The sequence below is a fragment of the Fibrobacter sp. UWB15 genome (assembly GCF_900177705.1).
Lineage (GTDB): Bacteria > Fibrobacterota > Fibrobacteria > Fibrobacterales > Fibrobacteraceae > Fibrobacter.
The window spans coordinates 112,024-127,179 of sequence record NZ_FXBA01000002.1 but is presented as its reverse complement, the minus strand read 5'-3'; the positions used below and the strand labels follow the sequence as shown (position 1 = coordinate 127,179).

General features: G+C 47.3%; 14 protein-coding genes. 7 read left to right on the top strand and 7 right to left on the bottom strand.

The genetic code is table 11. The annotated features are described in order from the left end of the window. The gene (locus tag B9Y58_RS05235) at positions 1–1,305 is read right to left on the bottom strand and encodes an ABC transporter ATP-binding protein (RefSeq protein ID WP_085534785.1); all 1,305 of its coding nucleotides are present in this window, start codon (positions 1,303–1,305) and stop codon (positions 1–3) included. A 138-nt stretch (positions 1,306–1,443) separates the two neighbouring features. Here B9Y58_RS05235 and B9Y58_RS05230 point away from each other — a divergent pair, with 138 nt between their 5' ends. Continuing rightward, entirely contained in the window at positions 1,444–2,421 is a 978-nt protein-coding gene (locus tag B9Y58_RS05230) for a DUF4238 domain-containing protein (protein ID WP_085534784.1), read from the top strand. A gap of 29 nt (positions 2,422–2,450) precedes the next feature. Here B9Y58_RS05230 and B9Y58_RS05225 read toward each other — a convergent pair whose 3' ends face one another. Both B9Y58_RS05225 and B9Y58_RS14575 read right to left on the bottom strand, forming a co-directional pair. Beyond that, on the bottom strand, positions 2,451–3,407 hold the full coding sequence (locus B9Y58_RS05225) for a putative phage abortive infection protein (RefSeq protein WP_085534783.1): 957 nt from the start codon (positions 3,405–3,407) through the stop codon (positions 2,451–2,453). A 47-nt stretch (positions 3,408–3,454) separates the two neighbouring features. Further along, a complete protein-coding gene (locus B9Y58_RS14575; protein ID WP_158278327.1) occupies positions 3,455–3,952 on the bottom strand; it encodes an ATP-binding protein in 498 nt (165 codons plus the stop codon). A 444-nt stretch (positions 3,953–4,396) separates the two neighbouring features. Between B9Y58_RS14575 and B9Y58_RS05210 the strand changes: the two genes are divergently transcribed. The 3 genes from B9Y58_RS05210 to B9Y58_RS05200 all read left to right on the top strand — a co-directional run bounded on the left by B9Y58_RS05210 (position 4,397) and on the right by B9Y58_RS05200 (position 7,322). Beyond that, the gene (locus B9Y58_RS05210) at positions 4,397–4,999 is read left to right on the top strand and encodes a type IV toxin-antitoxin system AbiEi family antitoxin domain-containing protein (RefSeq protein WP_158278326.1); all 603 of its coding nucleotides are present in this window, start codon (positions 4,397–4,399) and stop codon (positions 4,997–4,999) included. Next, positions 4,996–5,850, top strand: coding sequence for a nucleotidyl transferase AbiEii/AbiGii toxin family protein (locus tag B9Y58_RS05205; protein WP_083532328.1), 855 nt, complete (start codon positions 4,996–4,998; stop codon positions 5,848–5,850). Before B9Y58_RS05210 ends, B9Y58_RS05205 begins: the two co-directional genes overlap by 4 nt. A 191-nt stretch (positions 5,851–6,041) precedes the next feature. Continuing rightward, on the top strand, positions 6,042–7,322 hold the full coding sequence (locus B9Y58_RS05200) for an ATP-binding protein (RefSeq protein WP_073056952.1): 1,281 nt from the start codon (positions 6,042–6,044) through the stop codon (positions 7,320–7,322). Positions 7,323–7,324: 2 nt separating this feature from the next. On the opposite strand, the gene B9Y58_RS05195 is transcribed toward B9Y58_RS05200, so the two are convergent. Beyond that, on the bottom strand, positions 7,325–8,173 hold the full coding sequence (locus B9Y58_RS05195) for an ABC transporter permease (protein WP_073056950.1): 849 nt from the start codon (positions 8,171–8,173) through the stop codon (positions 7,325–7,327). Positions 8,174–8,198: 25 nt separating this feature from the next. On the opposite strand from B9Y58_RS05195, the gene B9Y58_RS05190 reads away from it, so the two are divergent. The 3 genes from B9Y58_RS05190 to B9Y58_RS05180 all read left to right on the top strand — a co-directional run bounded on the left by B9Y58_RS05190 (position 8,199) and on the right by B9Y58_RS05180 (position 11,831). Beyond that, positions 8,199–9,917: a hypothetical protein gene (locus B9Y58_RS05190; RefSeq protein WP_073056947.1), complete on the top strand. Its 1,719-nt coding sequence runs from the start codon at positions 8,199–8,201 to the stop codon at positions 9,915–9,917. Continuing rightward, a complete protein-coding gene (locus B9Y58_RS05185; RefSeq protein WP_073056945.1) occupies positions 9,917–11,200 on the top strand; it encodes a hypothetical protein in 1,284 nt (427 codons plus the stop codon). Before B9Y58_RS05190 ends, B9Y58_RS05185 begins: the two co-directional genes overlap by 1 nt. 88 nt (positions 11,201–11,288) lie before the next feature. Further along, positions 11,289–11,831: a hypothetical protein gene (locus B9Y58_RS05180; RefSeq protein WP_085534780.1), complete on the top strand. Its 543-nt coding sequence runs from the start codon at positions 11,289–11,291 to the stop codon at positions 11,829–11,831. Between the two features lies 1 nt (position 11,832). On the opposite strand, the gene B9Y58_RS05175 is transcribed toward B9Y58_RS05180, so the two are convergent. From B9Y58_RS05175 to B9Y58_RS05165, 3 genes are read right to left on the bottom strand one after another with little or no spacing between them, the layout of a single operon-like run. Beyond that, positions 11,833–12,753 (bottom strand): glycosyltransferase family 2 protein, encoded by a 921-nt coding sequence (locus tag B9Y58_RS05175; protein WP_073056939.1) that lies wholly within the window; start codon positions 12,751–12,753, stop codon positions 11,833–11,835. After that, complete coding sequence (locus B9Y58_RS05170; RefSeq protein WP_073056936.1) at positions 12,753–13,880, bottom strand: Gfo/Idh/MocA family protein; 1,128 nt, start codon at positions 13,878–13,880, stop codon at positions 12,753–12,755. Before B9Y58_RS05170 ends, B9Y58_RS05175 begins: the two co-directional genes overlap by 1 nt. Next, complete coding sequence (locus B9Y58_RS05165) at positions 13,877–15,106, bottom strand: ATP-grasp domain-containing protein (RefSeq protein ID WP_073056933.1); 1,230 nt, start codon at positions 15,104–15,106, stop codon at positions 13,877–13,879. The genes B9Y58_RS05170 and B9Y58_RS05165 overlap by 4 nt, the downstream gene beginning before the upstream one ends. Positions 15,107–15,156: the final 50 nt, after the last annotated feature.

Below are 15,156 nucleotides of genomic sequence, written 5' to 3'. Positions count from 1 at the left end.
TCAATTCTCCAATAATTCTACCGATACATCACGCATGCAACTGCTACCATAATTTGGAATCCAGTTGCCAAACGGTTTTGTATGGGCTTCGTCAACATAATTAACTTCAAAGGCCAAAACTTTTGCTATTTGGTCGTATTCAGTTCCGTAATTAATATAGTTGAATTCGGATAGTTTAAGATCGACCGTATAAAAACCTTTGGCCAAATTGTGATGGGGAACACTAACTAGCGCTTCGAAAATTTCCTTGTTTGGTGGGGCCGTAACTGGATCCGTATAGCAGCATGCGACTCTTTGACCGCTTTGATTGGCAATAAAAATTCCAACTTGGAAAGACTTTTGGTTCCAATCATTGTGCTTAATTTTTAATCGCAATTTTAGAGGTTCTTCTGTTGCCATGTTCTCGGGATCGTTGAGCATGGATACTTCAAGGTAGTCAAATCGGTGCTTATTGTTGTGACCGCCTACGCGGACATCGTCACTGACTAAGGTGTGTGCAAAAGTTCCGGTTCTCACACCTTCCAAGTAAAGAGATATAGCGTTTTCAACGTCTCCGTCAAAAGCAAAAGTGCCTTTTTTCAGAACAATTCCTCTTTTGCACAATGTTCTGACTGCCGCCATGTTATGGCTCACGAACAGCACTGTTCTGCCTTCGCCGCGGCTTACGTCCTGCATCTTGCCGATGGCTTTTTTCTGGAATTCGGCGTCGCCCACGGCGAGCACTTCGTCCACCACCAATATTTCGGGTTCCAGGTGTGCCGCGATGGCGAACCCGAGGCGTACGGTCATGCCGCTGCTGTAGCGCTTCACGGGAGTGTCCAGGTAGCGTTCGCAGCCGCTGAAGTCTACGATTTCGTCGAGCTTGCGGGTAATCTCGGCGCGGCTCATGCCCATGATGGCGCCGTTCATGTAGATGTTCTCGCGGCCGGTCATCTCGGGGTGGAATCCGGTGCCCACTTCGAGGAGGCTTGCGATGCGGCCCCGTGCGCGGATGGTGCCGGTGGTGGGGGCGGTCACTCGGCTGAGGAGTTTGAGGAGCGTACTTTTGCCAGCTCCGTTCCTGCCGATGATGCCTACGACATCGCCTTGTTCCACTTTGAAATTGATGTCCTTGAGAGCCCAGACGTATTCGCTTTCGCCTTTGTGCGCGCGGTCGTTGACTTCGCCTACTTTGAGATAGGGGTCCTCGCGGCGCAGTACCTTGGTCTGCCAGAACCTGTTCAGGTCGTGGCTGAGCGTCCCGGTGCTCACTAGCCCCAGGCGGTACTGCTTGCTGATATTCTCGAATTCGATCGCGGTTGTCATTCTATTGAGTAATATAGATTTATGCCACCAAAGAGGGGTACCACCGGCAAGAAAATGTCCGTTTTTTTTTGAAAAAAAAGAAAAAAGCAGGAATAGGGTGTATATTTTATGTAGGCTGAACCCAAAACTCATTCATCTATGCTTCGTTCCCATTATATCCCACAATTTATTCTCCGAGCCTTTTGCGAAGACGACCGGATTCAATACATGGATATTTCATCAAAAAAGATGGAGTCCCGAAATACGCGGTCTGTTTTCTGTGAGTATGGCTATTATCCGGAACAGTTGGAACATGACCTTTGCGATAAGATTGAACGGGATTTTGCCGTTGTCCACAAAAAGATTGTCTCGTCTGCGGGGAAGTTGACTTTATCTGCGGCAGAAATGTTCTTGTTAAAAAAGTTCCTGCTTATTTCCGTTCTTCGTTACAATCTGGTTGATGAAAATGATAAAAAGTTTTATTCAGAAATAGGTGATGCCAATAGACTTAAGTTATTTGGTGATTTTTTTGAGAATATAAGTAAAATTCTTACATGCAAAACGATAACAGAAATTACCAAGTTCTACAATTATGAATATGGTGACACAAATCTATCATTAACAGCCTATGTCAAAGATATTCTCGGTTCCTACTTAATATTTGTTAAATCTACAGATTGCGGCAAGGAGTTTCTAATTCCGGATAAAGGAAATGCTTGGTTTGAAGGTCGCCTTGCGTGGGAAAAACTTAATATGATGTGTGAAATGGTGAAGAAGTATCGTGAAAGTTCTTTTTATCAAATTCTTTCTTTGCTAACGCCTCATGATTATACCGTCTTCCCGCTCTCAAAAGACATGGCTGTTTTGTGCATGAGTCCTTTTTTTAAATTGACGGCCGACAATCCTAGATTCACGATTGCCAAGAATTCTATTCAAGATGTACTTGGTTTTGGAAACGGCTATATGCTGAAGCCGGCAAAAGTCTCGTTTAATCAAGACAAAAAGCCCATAGATTACGGATTCGACATTAAACCATTATGCGGCAAGGATGTCGAGTTCTTGAACATCCTATTGCTAAAGAACGCCGAAAGCCACATAGCCTTCGGCAGCAAGGACAAGTTGGGGGTTGAACTGTAGGAATGATGTTGTCGAAAATTTTGATAAAATTAAGAAATCAGTTCGAATAGAGTGTCATTGTCATTAATTTTCATATAGTTGGGATTTTTCTCTAATAGAGATTGCAGGATTTCATCAGAACTGAACACCCGGCAGTCTTTAGGAATGATGTTGTGGATTATTCGGTAATCAGTGAAAAAGTGATTGCCGTTTGTTATGGAAGAATCTTCTTCCCATTTCTCGCCACAACCGGATTTCCAGTTGTAGTATAGCAAGGTCTGTTCCGCGCTGGATAATTGGGCGCGAAGAATTCTCAAGAATTGGCGTTTGTCTGCGTAAGAGAATAATTCGTCATTGAATTGGGCAACGGTTTTCACCATCAAAAAGAGATGCCTATAATATGGAACCAATTGGTCCATGCGTCCCGTGAAAAGAGAATCTCTTATAGGAATTAGTTTAGGGTGATTCTGCCAAAAAAGTGTATTGGTGTTTTGAAAGACGAAACTGCGAAAGGTTTCAACGGTTTCCTTTTTTAGTTCCCTTGCCGCAGAGTCTATTCCAAAGAAAAATGTGCGGTATGCTTTGTTAAAAATATCTTCTTTTTTTTCTGATTCGTAGATCTTGGCGTAGATTAAATCGAATTCTTCAAGTAAGCATTTAAAGAAATCATGACCAGTGGCGGTCTTTTGAGAATGATTTCCAGTAGTTGGATCTGTATAAAGTGATTCCGCATGCAAATTTTTAACGTTATCGCAGTGTATTTTGAGCATTTCGTAAAATTGACGTTCAAGTTGCTGTTTTTTGTTATCGTTTGAAAGCTGAACGTTTGCTTGATGTTGTATTAAGAACGCTAGAAAAGTCAATATTGCTGCAGCAATAGCAATAAAGGGAATCATGTGATCAATGCCATTACTGTTGCCAAAGATGGCAGGAGCAAAAAACGAAAAAATGATAAATCCCGCAGCGAGAAGAATCAGATATGGAAAATATTTCTCGTATGTTTTCATTTTCGAGGGAAGGGTATGGCTTTTCTGTTTTTTAGCATATGAAACACCTAATCCTTTGAACCAATCACTTCCCAGTGACCGCTATAGCCGCTTCCTACAAAACGAATTTTATCGTTCATTTCTTTTATTCTTCTTGCTATTGTGCGTGGCGATGTTTGAGTTGCTGTGGCGATGTCTTTTCTAGAAATTTTAGGGTTTACTTTTATAAGGCTGATGATTTTCTCTTCTAGTTGCTTTTGGGTGCCATCTTGGGTGCCATCTTGGGTGCCATCTTGGGTGCCATCTTGGGGGACAGGTCGCCAAATAATCACCTTGAAGTCGCCATCTTGCTCAAATAGGGGCTTTTTCAGGCCATGCTGTAGGCAAAGTTTTACGATTTCGCCGGTGCCTGTTCCAGCCTTTTCTATGAACCCCGAACGCTGCAGGGGTTCTGCAATCAATGGGTTGTTGGGGTGCGATTTGTGAGGCTTGTAAAGCTGTTGCGTGGTCAATTCATATGGCAACTGTCCTGGATTCCAAATCTCGAGACGGTTTTTGAACAGCATCACTTGTACACTGGCGTTGCTTGTGTAGTCTCGGTGGCATATTGCGTTGACAATCGCTTCGCGTACGGCTTCGCCGGGTGGAACCCGGAGCCCACTAGCCCCAGGCGGTACTGCTTGCTGATGTTCTCGAAAACCCTATGAGCGAGTGTCACGGCCAAGCTTGCTTGGACACGGTCGAGCGATAAGGGTTTCTGCAACTCGATGGCGGTCATCTTGTTGAGTAATATAGATTAAAAGGGGCTGCCGGGAGGGCTGTTCAAAAAAAATGTATCGGACCTATTGACAAAGATACCCTGAGAAATTATATTTAGTGCACAAGTGAGTAGTTTTACTCGCAAAAACCGACTGAAGACCCGCAATTTCAAGCCTGTTTGCGGGGAGGAGTGAAAGATGAAGGAAACGGATATATTGACGTTTGTACTAATATCTTGTATATTTGTTAGTATGATTGTCAATAACAAAGAAAAGATACTAATGAATCTTCTCTTGGAAAAGGGTGGGCGGATTACCGCGAAGCAGGCTTCTCTTGCGGGTATCCACAGGATGTTCCTGAAACAGCTTTCCGATGCCGGGAAAATCGTAAGGGTTGCGCGAGGAGTGTATCAGTTGGAAACGGCGCAAGAGGACGAACTCCTGAATTTGCAGCATCGTTGCCCGACGGGCGTATTCTCGTGCGAAACGGCTTTGTTCTTGCATTCTCTGACAGAACGTGCGCCGTTTATGTGGACCATGACGTTTAAGGGGTTCTACCATTCGCCCTCTCTAGCAAAAAATGGAATTGTGGTAAAGCATTCATCGAAGAATCTTTATCCGCTTGAGATCGTAGAGGTCAAAACACCCTTAGGTAACGTTGTGCGCACCTATTCTGCCGAAAGAACCTTGTGCGAAATCATGACGGCCAAAGTTGCGGCCGATATCCAGACAATAACCTATGCAATTAAAACGTACGTCGGCCGTAAAGAAAAGAATATTCCGAAACTGATGCAACTTGCAAAGACTTTTCATGTAGAAAAAAAACTCAGAGCGTATTTAGAGGTGCTGCTGTGATTGCGAATAACGAAATGCAGCTAAAGGCGCTATTGAAGAATTTGTCATCAAAGTATGGAATCACGCCTCAGGCAACTTTGCAAATGTATTGCCTTGAACGTTTACTGGACAGAATTGCTGCTTCTAGGTTTCGCAAACATTTTGTTATTAAGGGTGGCTTCTTGATTGCTTCTATTCTTGGAATCGGGAGCCGCTCTACGATGGACATCGATGCGACTGTGAAAGACTTTAGCGTCAGCTCTGAAAATGTCGATAAAGTTTTTAAGGAAATTTGCAGCATAGATATTGTTGACCATTTGATTTTTTTGTTCGGTCGTATCGAGGAAATTCGGGAAAAAGATGATTATCTAGGACTCAGGGTTTTTATTGAATGCCATTATGGAAAGATGAAAGTTCCTTTGACTGTCGACCTTACAACTGGAGATACCATCATTCCCCGGGAAGTAGAATACATGTATAAGTGCGTGTTTGACGATAAGGCAATTCCGGTTTTGGCTTATCCACTAGAGAATGTTTTTGCGGAAAAACTTGATACAATTGTTTCGAGAGGTGCGGCTAATACACGAACCAGAGACTTTTATGATGTGTATATGCTTTATGTATTGAAGAAAGATGAAATAAACTTCAAAACGCTAAGGATTGCTCTTGAAGCGACTTCTCGCCGGCGGAATACGTTCAAAACTTTGGAAGGATATCCGCAAATCCTAGAATCGATTAAAGTGGATTTGGTTCAAAATGACTTTTGGAGAAGATTTGTTACCAAGAACCCGTTTGCCAAAGGGATAACTTTATCGCAGGCTGTTGATTGCGCTAAGGAGATGCTGGATTTGACAAAAGTAAGGAATCCTTAGGTTGCTGTGTAGGTCTATTTATACCGAATTCGGTACATTTTAAGGGATCGAATTCGACCCCTCTTTGGGTTTAAACCCCTCGAAATAGAGGGGTTTGGACATCATTATCTGTCTAAAAATGATGGTTTTTGTTGCTTTTATGTGTGGAAAAATGTATATTTGAATTGAAAGTACGTGTGGAAAAATGTAATATGCGGCGAATTGCTTTAAAAAATCTGCTTGAATGGAAAAGTAGCGCAAACCGCAAGCCCCTAATATTAAACGGGGCTCGTCAGGTTGGAAAAACCTGGCTTTTGCGTGAATTTGCCAAGACTGCATATGAAAAGGAAGCCTATATTGTTTGCCGAAAGAATGATCTTGCCAAACAGGTTTTTGCCCGGGATTTCGATATTGGTCGAATCTTACGTGATTTGAGTGCCTTGAGCAAGGTTGATATTACCCCTGGCGATACGCTGATTATATTAGACGAGGTGCAGGATATTCCCGAGGCGATTGAGGCTTTGAAATACTTTTACGAACAGGCTCCCGAATACCATATTGCCGTAGCGGGATCACTGCTTGGAATATCGCTCCACCAGGGTGTTTCGTTTCCGGTTGGCAAGGTTGACGAACTGAACGTTTTTCCGATGAATTTTATGGAGTTCCTTGATGCTATTGGCGAACAAGAGTCGCTAAAGTTGTTGGAAAATAGTGACTTTGACGGAATTGCCCCGTTGCACGAGAAATTTGTGGACCTGCTTAGGCAATACTATTATGTGGGTGGAATGCCCGAAGCGGTTAAGTTGTATGCCGAATCGAAAGCCTTGCAAGGCGTGCGTGAAATACAGAAAAGTATTTTGCGCGGGTACGAGCAGGATTTTTCTAAACACGCTCCCAAAGATCAAGTTGCAAAAATAAAGCTCGTGTGGAAAAGTGTCCCTTCGCAACTATTCAAGGAAAATAAGAAGTTTTTTTATGGGGCACTCCGTAAAGGGGCTCGTGCAACGCAATACGAAGAGGCTATCGAGTGGTTGGTTGATTCAGGCCTGTTATACAAGGTGTCTCGCGTGTCTAAGCCAGCTCTGCCATTAAGCATATACGAAGAAATGAACATTTTCAAACTGTATACGCTGGATGTGGGACTGTTGGGTGCGATGGCGAATACGGACTCTTCTCAAATTCTAATTAAGAGCGACTTAATTGCAGAATTCAATGGCGGACTTGCGGAACAATTTATTTTGCAACAAATGAAAAGTGAACGAATTGATCCGATTTACTATCACTCAACGGATGATTCAAGGTTAGAATTGGATTTCCTAATACAGTCGGATGGTCACCTTTTACCCATTGAAGTAAAATCGGGTGAATCTGTGCGTTCAAACTCACTTTCGATGTTATTGCAAAAAACACCTGGGCTTAGGGCTATCCGTTATTCGCTGCGCCCCTATAAGGAACAAGATTCCCTTACCAATATTCCGCTTTATGCAGTGTAATATTACACCGTATCCATAAACGTGCGCTGGATTTTGTTGAATACGACAACGCCGAGCGCGAGGATGAAGGCGGCGAAGCCGGCGGTGTAGCCGAGGGCGGCCCAGCTGAATTCGCCCACGCCGAGCATGCCGAACTTGAACGTTTCCATGATGCTGGTGAGCGGGTTTGCCTGCATGAGCGTTTTGAGGCGCGGGTCTTCGATGGTGCTGAGCGGGTAAATCACGGGCGTTGCGTACATCCAAAGCTGCACAATGAAGGTGAGCAAGAATGTGAGGTCGCGGTACTTGGTGGTGAGGCTGCTGAACAGCACGCCAAAACCGAGGGCAAGCGCGGCGATGAGCACGATAAGTACAGGCGTGAGCAGTGCGTACAAATTAGGGTGCACCGGAGCGTCGGTAAAAATCAGGTAGTACGCGAACACCAGGAAAAATAGGCCCATCTGGATGCTGAGTCGCACGAGGTTGCTCGTGACGGTGGCGAGCGGCACCACGAGTCGCGGAAAATACACCTTGCCGAACATGTTCGCGTTCTCGATAAACGTTTTGCTGGTCTGGTTCAGGCATTCCGAAAAATAGGTCCACAGGCAAATGCCTGCGAGGTAGAACAGCGGCTGCGGTAATCCGTCGGTCGAGATTTTCGCGATACCGCCGAACACGACCATGAACATAATAGTCGTCATGATGGGTTGGATAAAGAACCACAGCGGCCCGAGAATGGTCTGCTTGTACCAAGTGACAATGTCGCGCTTGACGAACATGCGGTACAAATCGCGGTATTGCCAAAGTTCGCCAAAGTCTACCGAGAGAAGGCTTGCTTTGGGCTTGATGACGGTGGTCCATTGTGTATCCATACGTTACAAAATATATATTTCTCACATGCCTTTTAAACGTGCGTTTTTGTATTCGGTCGCAATCAACCTGTTCTTTTTGGTACTTTGCCTTGTTTTTGGCGACATCAAGTTCGGGGCGATAGACGACTACTTTATGGCGGCGGTGCTGACCGGTGCCCACGGCACGGATTATAACCCGCACTTACTTTTTGTGAACGCAATTTACGGCTACGCGTTGTTGCCGCTGTACCACTTGTTCCCGAAGATTGGGTGGTATTACATTGGCGAAATGACTGCGGTGTTCGTGTCTTTTACAGCTGTCGGTTATGTACTGTTGCGGCGGTGTGGCGAACGTTGGGGGCTTCTGCTGGCGATGCTTTTTACAGCCATGTTCGCTAGCGATTTTTATTTGGTTTTGCAGTTTACGCAGTGCGCCTCGATTTTGAGCGCTGCGGGAATGCTGCTCTTTGGGTATGGAGTGGTGGATTGCCGCGCCCCTAAAGGGGCTCGCAATGCCCCCGGATCAAGTCCGGGGCAGGCTCTAGTGTTGTCAATCGGAGTTGTTCTGTTGCTTTGGGGCTCGGTGATGCGTTGGGAGGCGTTCTTGATGGGAATGCCTTTCTTTGGGGTGGGGTTGTTGTTCAACCTGAAACAGTGTTGGAAGTTTAAATGGGCGATGGTGGTTGGCTTTGCTGTGATGTTTGCAGGGGCGTACGCCATGCACAACTTTGATGTTTCGCTATATAGAAATGCGGAATATGCGCCTTATATAGATATTCAAGGTCCCCGTGTGGTACTCGGTGATGTGTCTAATTATAACCAGAATGCGGTTTATGAAGATCTAGAAGAAATGGGGAAGTCCGGTATAGATTACCAGATGCTCACTGAATGGACGTTTTATGATACAGAGACGTTTGCTGTCGACAGTATGCAGGCTATAGTCGATGTTATCGGACAATATCGCGACAAAATCGAACGGGGCGATATTCCGCGGCTTTTGTTGAGTGCGTTGGGGCATTCGTTGCGTTCGCCGTTGTTTTGGACTTGGTTCATTTTCTGCTTGCTGATAGGGGCGACCGACCGCAAAAAGTTCTTGTATCTGTGGGCAAGTCTTGGCGTGATTTTGTACCTGATGTCCATGCTGCTCGCCATGAACCGCCTGGTGTACCGCGTAGAAAGCGGCTTTTGGCTTTATGCGGCGGTGCTTGCAGTGCCTTTGTGGGGGCGGTTCCGTTATGAGTTGCCACGCAAGTTGATGGTTGCAGCGATAGCTGTGATTGCTCTTGCGAACGTATTTGTTTATGCTACTAGCGGTGATTTGGTGCGCGGTCCGGGTTCTGGCGAATTGCGCACCTTGGCCATTGAAGATTCTACGGACTACGAACAGGTGTTCGCTTACATTGATAGCCAACCTGACAAGATGTTCTTGCTGAGCATGAACGCCTACATGCGTTTTAGCCATCATAAGAATCCGCCTTACCTGGCGGAACCCATCGGTAGTTACCGCCGCACGGTGTCATTGGGTTACTGGACCCCGTACTTGCCGGAGATTACTCGGGCACTTGCGGAGTTCGGCGTCACGAACCCCATGAAAGATGTTGTTCATGACAACGTGATTGTGATTAATGAGGGTAGATTGAAGGACTTTTTGCAGCGCCATTACTACGATAGCGTAGCGGTGGATACTCTCAGGGTTATCGGAGAAATGGAATTCTTCAAGTACCGCTTGGTAGAGACCGACTCTGCGGCAAAGGAGGCTGAATAATGAATAGACTCCTATACCCGTTAATTGCGAGTGCCCTGATTACGATTGTGCCGTTCCTGTTGACTTTCGAAAAGGGGCAAGATATTGTTCGTGGTCTCTTTGGCTTTGAAGAATTTGCGCTGCTGTTGCTGTTTGTATACGTTAAGAATAAACTAACAAAAATTTCTTTTGCAAATAAAAAGGAGGTGCCCGCCTTCGCGGGCATGACAATAGTATTGGGCATTGTCGTCGCAGCGCTATTTGCTGTCGCTTGGCTAGATTTGCAAAACTTGCTTGCCATTAAGGGCTGGGCTACGGGCTGGTACGGCGTGTTGCCTTTTGTCACATGTGGCCTCGCCGTTGCCATGATGTGGAAGGTAAAGCCTTTTAGCATAAGCGCCATTTCGTTTATTCTTTTCGTGGCGTTGATTGCGCACCTGTTTGCCTATAACCATTATGCGGCGCAGCCTTTGGCGCAGTTCCCGGTGGTGGACTATATGAGCCGCACCGCTCCTAAGCCGGTCGCTCGCGATAGTTTGCCTGAATCGTTTAAAGCAAAGTATTTTACGACCGATTCGGCGACGATTACGCGCGGCTTTATCGATTCGACCCGCACGAATGTGTTGGTACTCGTAGAAAGCTGGGGAATCCCCTTAGACAGCAACCGCTTCGCAGGACAGTTGCAGATTTTCGATGGAATCCCGATGCCGGCGCATGGGGCGCACCACCGCATGTATAGCCGCACAAGGACCGCCGAACGTGAAGACTTGATTTATAGCGTCACGCGTGATTCAACGGGCCGCCGCGATACTGTGTTCTTACCGCAGGTGCTGCGGGCGCAAGGCGTAAAGACGCAGTTTATTTATGGTGGCGATAGCCTAGTGCAAATGCGTAACAAGTACATTCGCAACGTGGGCTTTGAAGAAACGTTCTTCGGTATTTCGGCTAATTCTGGGGTGGAGTCGCGCACAGACCGCGAGTCTGCAGCCTTACTCGATAGCCTGCTCGGTTCTGCGGCTGCCGTGAGCTTCGGTGATTCCGCCTTGCGCTTTATCGCCTGGACCACGCTAGATACCAAGTTCCCGTTGCCGTGCTTCAAGGATCCCTATAGGATAGATGTTGCCGCAGTGGATTCTGTCTATACCGAACGTTTGGCCGGCACATTGCAACTCGTTGCAGACCTTGCGAAAAGGCATCCAGATGTACGCTTTATTGTGCAGGGTGACCATAACCCCATACTTTCTCCCTTAAAATTCCAAGAGAAATTCTACAAACGCTGGGTCCCGTTCGTGGTGCTGAATTAAAGGGTATTTGTTTTTCGTTACTATTGACTTTGGAGTTAACATTTTGTATATTACATTTTGTTAAACAAGGGCAATTAAAAAACATGTGATGACAGACATGTTTACTAACGCCAAAAGTCCTTTTTATGAAAGCACCCATTGTATTTATTTAGGCAAAATTGAGCACGATAAGTATGTTCGTTTTATCAAAAAATTATTTGCAATGGGCAAATTCACAATAGATGACGAAAGTTTGGATTTTATTATGGAATGGACTCGGGGACATACTTTTTATACGCAGAGTCTGTGCCATCGAATTTTCAAAATTTCAACAGGAGCCATTGGTTTAGAGACGGTAAAAAAAGCTTGTGCACAGCTTTTGGATGAAGGAATTCCTGGATTCTTGGAACGGCGTAATTTGATTACGGATAAACAGTGGCTTTTTTTGAAAGCTGTTGCGAAAGAAGGTTATGTGTCACAACCGACTTCCGGAGCATTTATATCTAAATACAAGCTAGGAACCTCTGCAGCAGTAAAGAGAATAGTTGAGTCCCTTGTCGATAAGGAACTTTTGCTAGAAGAACTTTCACTCGAAGGCAAAAGCTATTCCGTTTACAATGTTTTTATGAGCCGCTGGTTAGAAAGACTGTAAATTAGAACGTTCTTTCCCGCACCACGTATTGCGGCGACTGGTTGATGCTGATATAGATGCGGCCTACGTATTCGCCGATGAGCCCGAGCAGGAGCATAATCATGCCGCCCACAAACAGGAGCGTGGCGAGCATGCTGGTGTAGCCTACGGGAATTTCGGGATTGAGGAATTTCTGGTAAACGACGTAGAGGCCTGCGACAAAGCCGACGAGGGCGCAGATAACGCCAATAAAAGTCGCAGCGCGGAGCGGCTTGACGGAGAATGCGGTAAAGCCGTTGATCCAGAGCCCGATAAGGCCTGCGATGGTGTAGCCGGAGCGGCCTTCGAGGCGGCGGCGGTGTTGCACTTCGACATTGCCGAGGTTCTTAGTAGCGCGGAAAACAAGTCCGCTAATGTAGGCGAACGGGTTGGGGTAGCGCACGATTTCATCGACAATGAACTTGCGCATAATAAAGAAACTCGTTGTGCGGAGCGTCTTGGGCTGGCCAATAATCGCTTCGGCCATTTTCTTGTTGACCCAGGTGCCAAAGCGGCGGAACAGGTGCTGCGCAGAATGCTCGTAGTAGCCGTAAACGACGTCGTAGCCTTCTTCTAGTTTGTCTACAAGCTTGAAACTTTCGCTGGCGGGGGTCTGTCCGTCGTCATCGAGGCTGATGATGTAGTCGCCGGTGGCCTGGCCGTAGCCTGCCATCAGGGCGCTGTGCTGGCCGAAGTTTTTAGCGAGGCAAATTCCCTTGATGTGGTTGTTTTCGCTAGCGAGTTTTTTGATGACTTGCCACACGTTATCGGGGCTGCAGTCGTTCACCAGTACGATTTCGTAGTCGGTGCCGGGGCGTGTTGCTACGGTTTCGCGGATTTCTTGCACCACGGTTTCGATGGTGTTTTCGCTGCGGTAACAGGGAATTACAAACGAAAGTTTCATTATAAATCTTCCCACTTGTTACTTTGTGCGGAGCGCGCGGCGGCCTGCATCATGGCGAGGCCTTCGAGCGAAGTCTTGATGCCGCAAACATACTGGCTCGTAAAGTTTCCGGTTTCAAAGTATTGCTTGAGGCAGTCGGCGATGTCTTTATAGTAGTTTGCGAAAGCTTCAATAAAGCCCGCGGGGTGGCCTGCCTTAAAGCGGTTGTAGCGCTGCTGATTTGCAATTTTCACGTCGCCGGTGCGATCGCGCAAGCTCACGTTGCCGCGCAGGTCGCAGGTCTTTAAAGTTTCGGGTTCCAGCTGGAACCATTCGGCGCTGCCTTCGCTACCGAACACGCGAATGCGGAGCCCGTTGCGGTTGCCGAGTGCTGTTTTGCTGAACCAGATTTGGGCGCGAACGTTGTTCGTGTATTGCACAAGAGCGCCTACGTTATCGACGATCTGCGGGAAGAGCCCGAAGGTGGCCTGGTCGGCGACAATGCGTTCAGGGCGTTCGCCGGTCAAAAAGTAAATCATGTTGTGCAGGTGGCTGCCAAGGTCCAGCGAGATTTTTGGAATCACGGTGTCCTTGAGTCGCCAGCTTTGCGGCTTGGGTGGTTCGTTGTGTGCACCCAGGCGCATAAAGCCTTCTTGCGGCATTTCGACTTGCACCTGCTGGATTTTACCGAGCTTGCCGTCGGCGATGAACTGCTTGAGTTCGCGAATCATCGGGTAGCCGGTGTAGTTGTACGTAGTGCAGAAGAATCCTTTGGTCTCAGCGACGACTTTCGCGATTTCTTCGCCTTCTTCAAAGCTGGTGGCGAGCGACTTTTCACACACCACGGGAAACCCGGCGTTCAGCGCGTCAATCACGATGTCTTTGTGGTAGTCCGTCGGCGCGAGCACTACGACGGCGTCCAGTTTGCCTTTTTCGGCTTTCAAAAGTTCGTGGTAGTCGGCGTAGGTGCGTTCGGTGGTAACGCCCCAAGTTTCGGCGGTTTTGCGGTTTGTTTCGGCGTGGGTGCTGAATGCTCCCGCTACAAGTTCAAAGTGGCCGTCCATCTGGCTTGCGGCCTTGTGGACTTCGCCGATGGCCGAATTGATTCCGCCCCCGATAAACGCAATCTGATAAGGTTCCTTCTTCATGCCTTGAATATAGTGATTTTCGCAAGTTCCGTCATACGGGTGGTTTTATCTTGCATCTCAGCGAGGGTGTCGAACTTGAAGAATACGATTCCGGCTTTGTAGGTGAGTTTATCTGTAATGACTTCGCTGGGTTTGTACCACAGGAATTTTTCGACGATGTTGCCTTGAATTTCAGGGGCGAAGGTGACGTCGCGGACAATGCCTTTGCTGATGTCGCCCGATGCAGTCTGCTCGCCGGCTTGGGTGTCGGACATAATGCAGTGGCGCAGCCAGAATCCTTGGGTGGGAACGTCGGCGATGCCGGAAATGTCTTCGCCTGTTTCTGCCAGAACGATGAATTTCGGGTAGTCGATGCCTGTCGCGTACTTCACGAACTTGATGTACAAATCTCCCGGCGGGCGGCGACAGATTTCAATGATGACAGGCGTGCCGTCGGCCCGCTCGATGTACTGAATGTGCAGAATGCCGTCGACCAGGTGTAATTCTTGTGCGATGCGTTCGCTGTATTCGCGGAGCATGGCGAGAGTCTTGTCGCTGGAGGTGCTTGGCGAATTGGCGCCCGAGACCATGTACTTGTTGATGTAGTACTGCTCGTTGTCGGAGAAGGCGAATGCGACTTTGCCTTTTACGAGCATGGCGGAGAATCCGTGGTTTGAACCTTGCACGAATTCTTCGACCACGATGTGGTCTTGGCGAGTGCGGCTGCAGGCGTCTTTGTAAGCGGTGCGTGCTTCTTCTGGGGTCGCGGCACGGTGAATGCCCTTGCCGCCGGTCAAGTCGACCGGCTTTACAATAATTGGGAATGCGAGTTCTGTAATGGCAGCTTCAAATTCCGTGACACTTCGGACAACGAGCGCACGCGGTGTCGGAATGCCGAGTCTTGTTGCCAGCGCGCGGTATTTGTCTTTGTGGTGAATCTCGAGGCTGGTCGCGTAGCTGTCGTGGCCGGGCAGTCCCAATTTTTCGCAAACGTACACGGTGCTGAGCAGGGCAAAGTCGTTGCATCCGGAGCAGACCGCTTGTACACCCTCGCTCCTCGCGAGTTCCAACATGGCATCTTTGTCGCTAAAATCTGCAAAAACGTTCTTGTCGGCGTAAGGGTGACCGAGTCCCTCGCGGGCATTTCCCGTGGTAATCACGTACCAGCCCAAACTTTGTGCGGCCTGAATCAGCGGAATTTCGGCATGGCTGCCGCCGAGAAGCAACATTTTCTTTTTAAAACTCATGATGTAAACAATATATCTTTTTTATGCCTAAAAAATATATATTTTCTGCG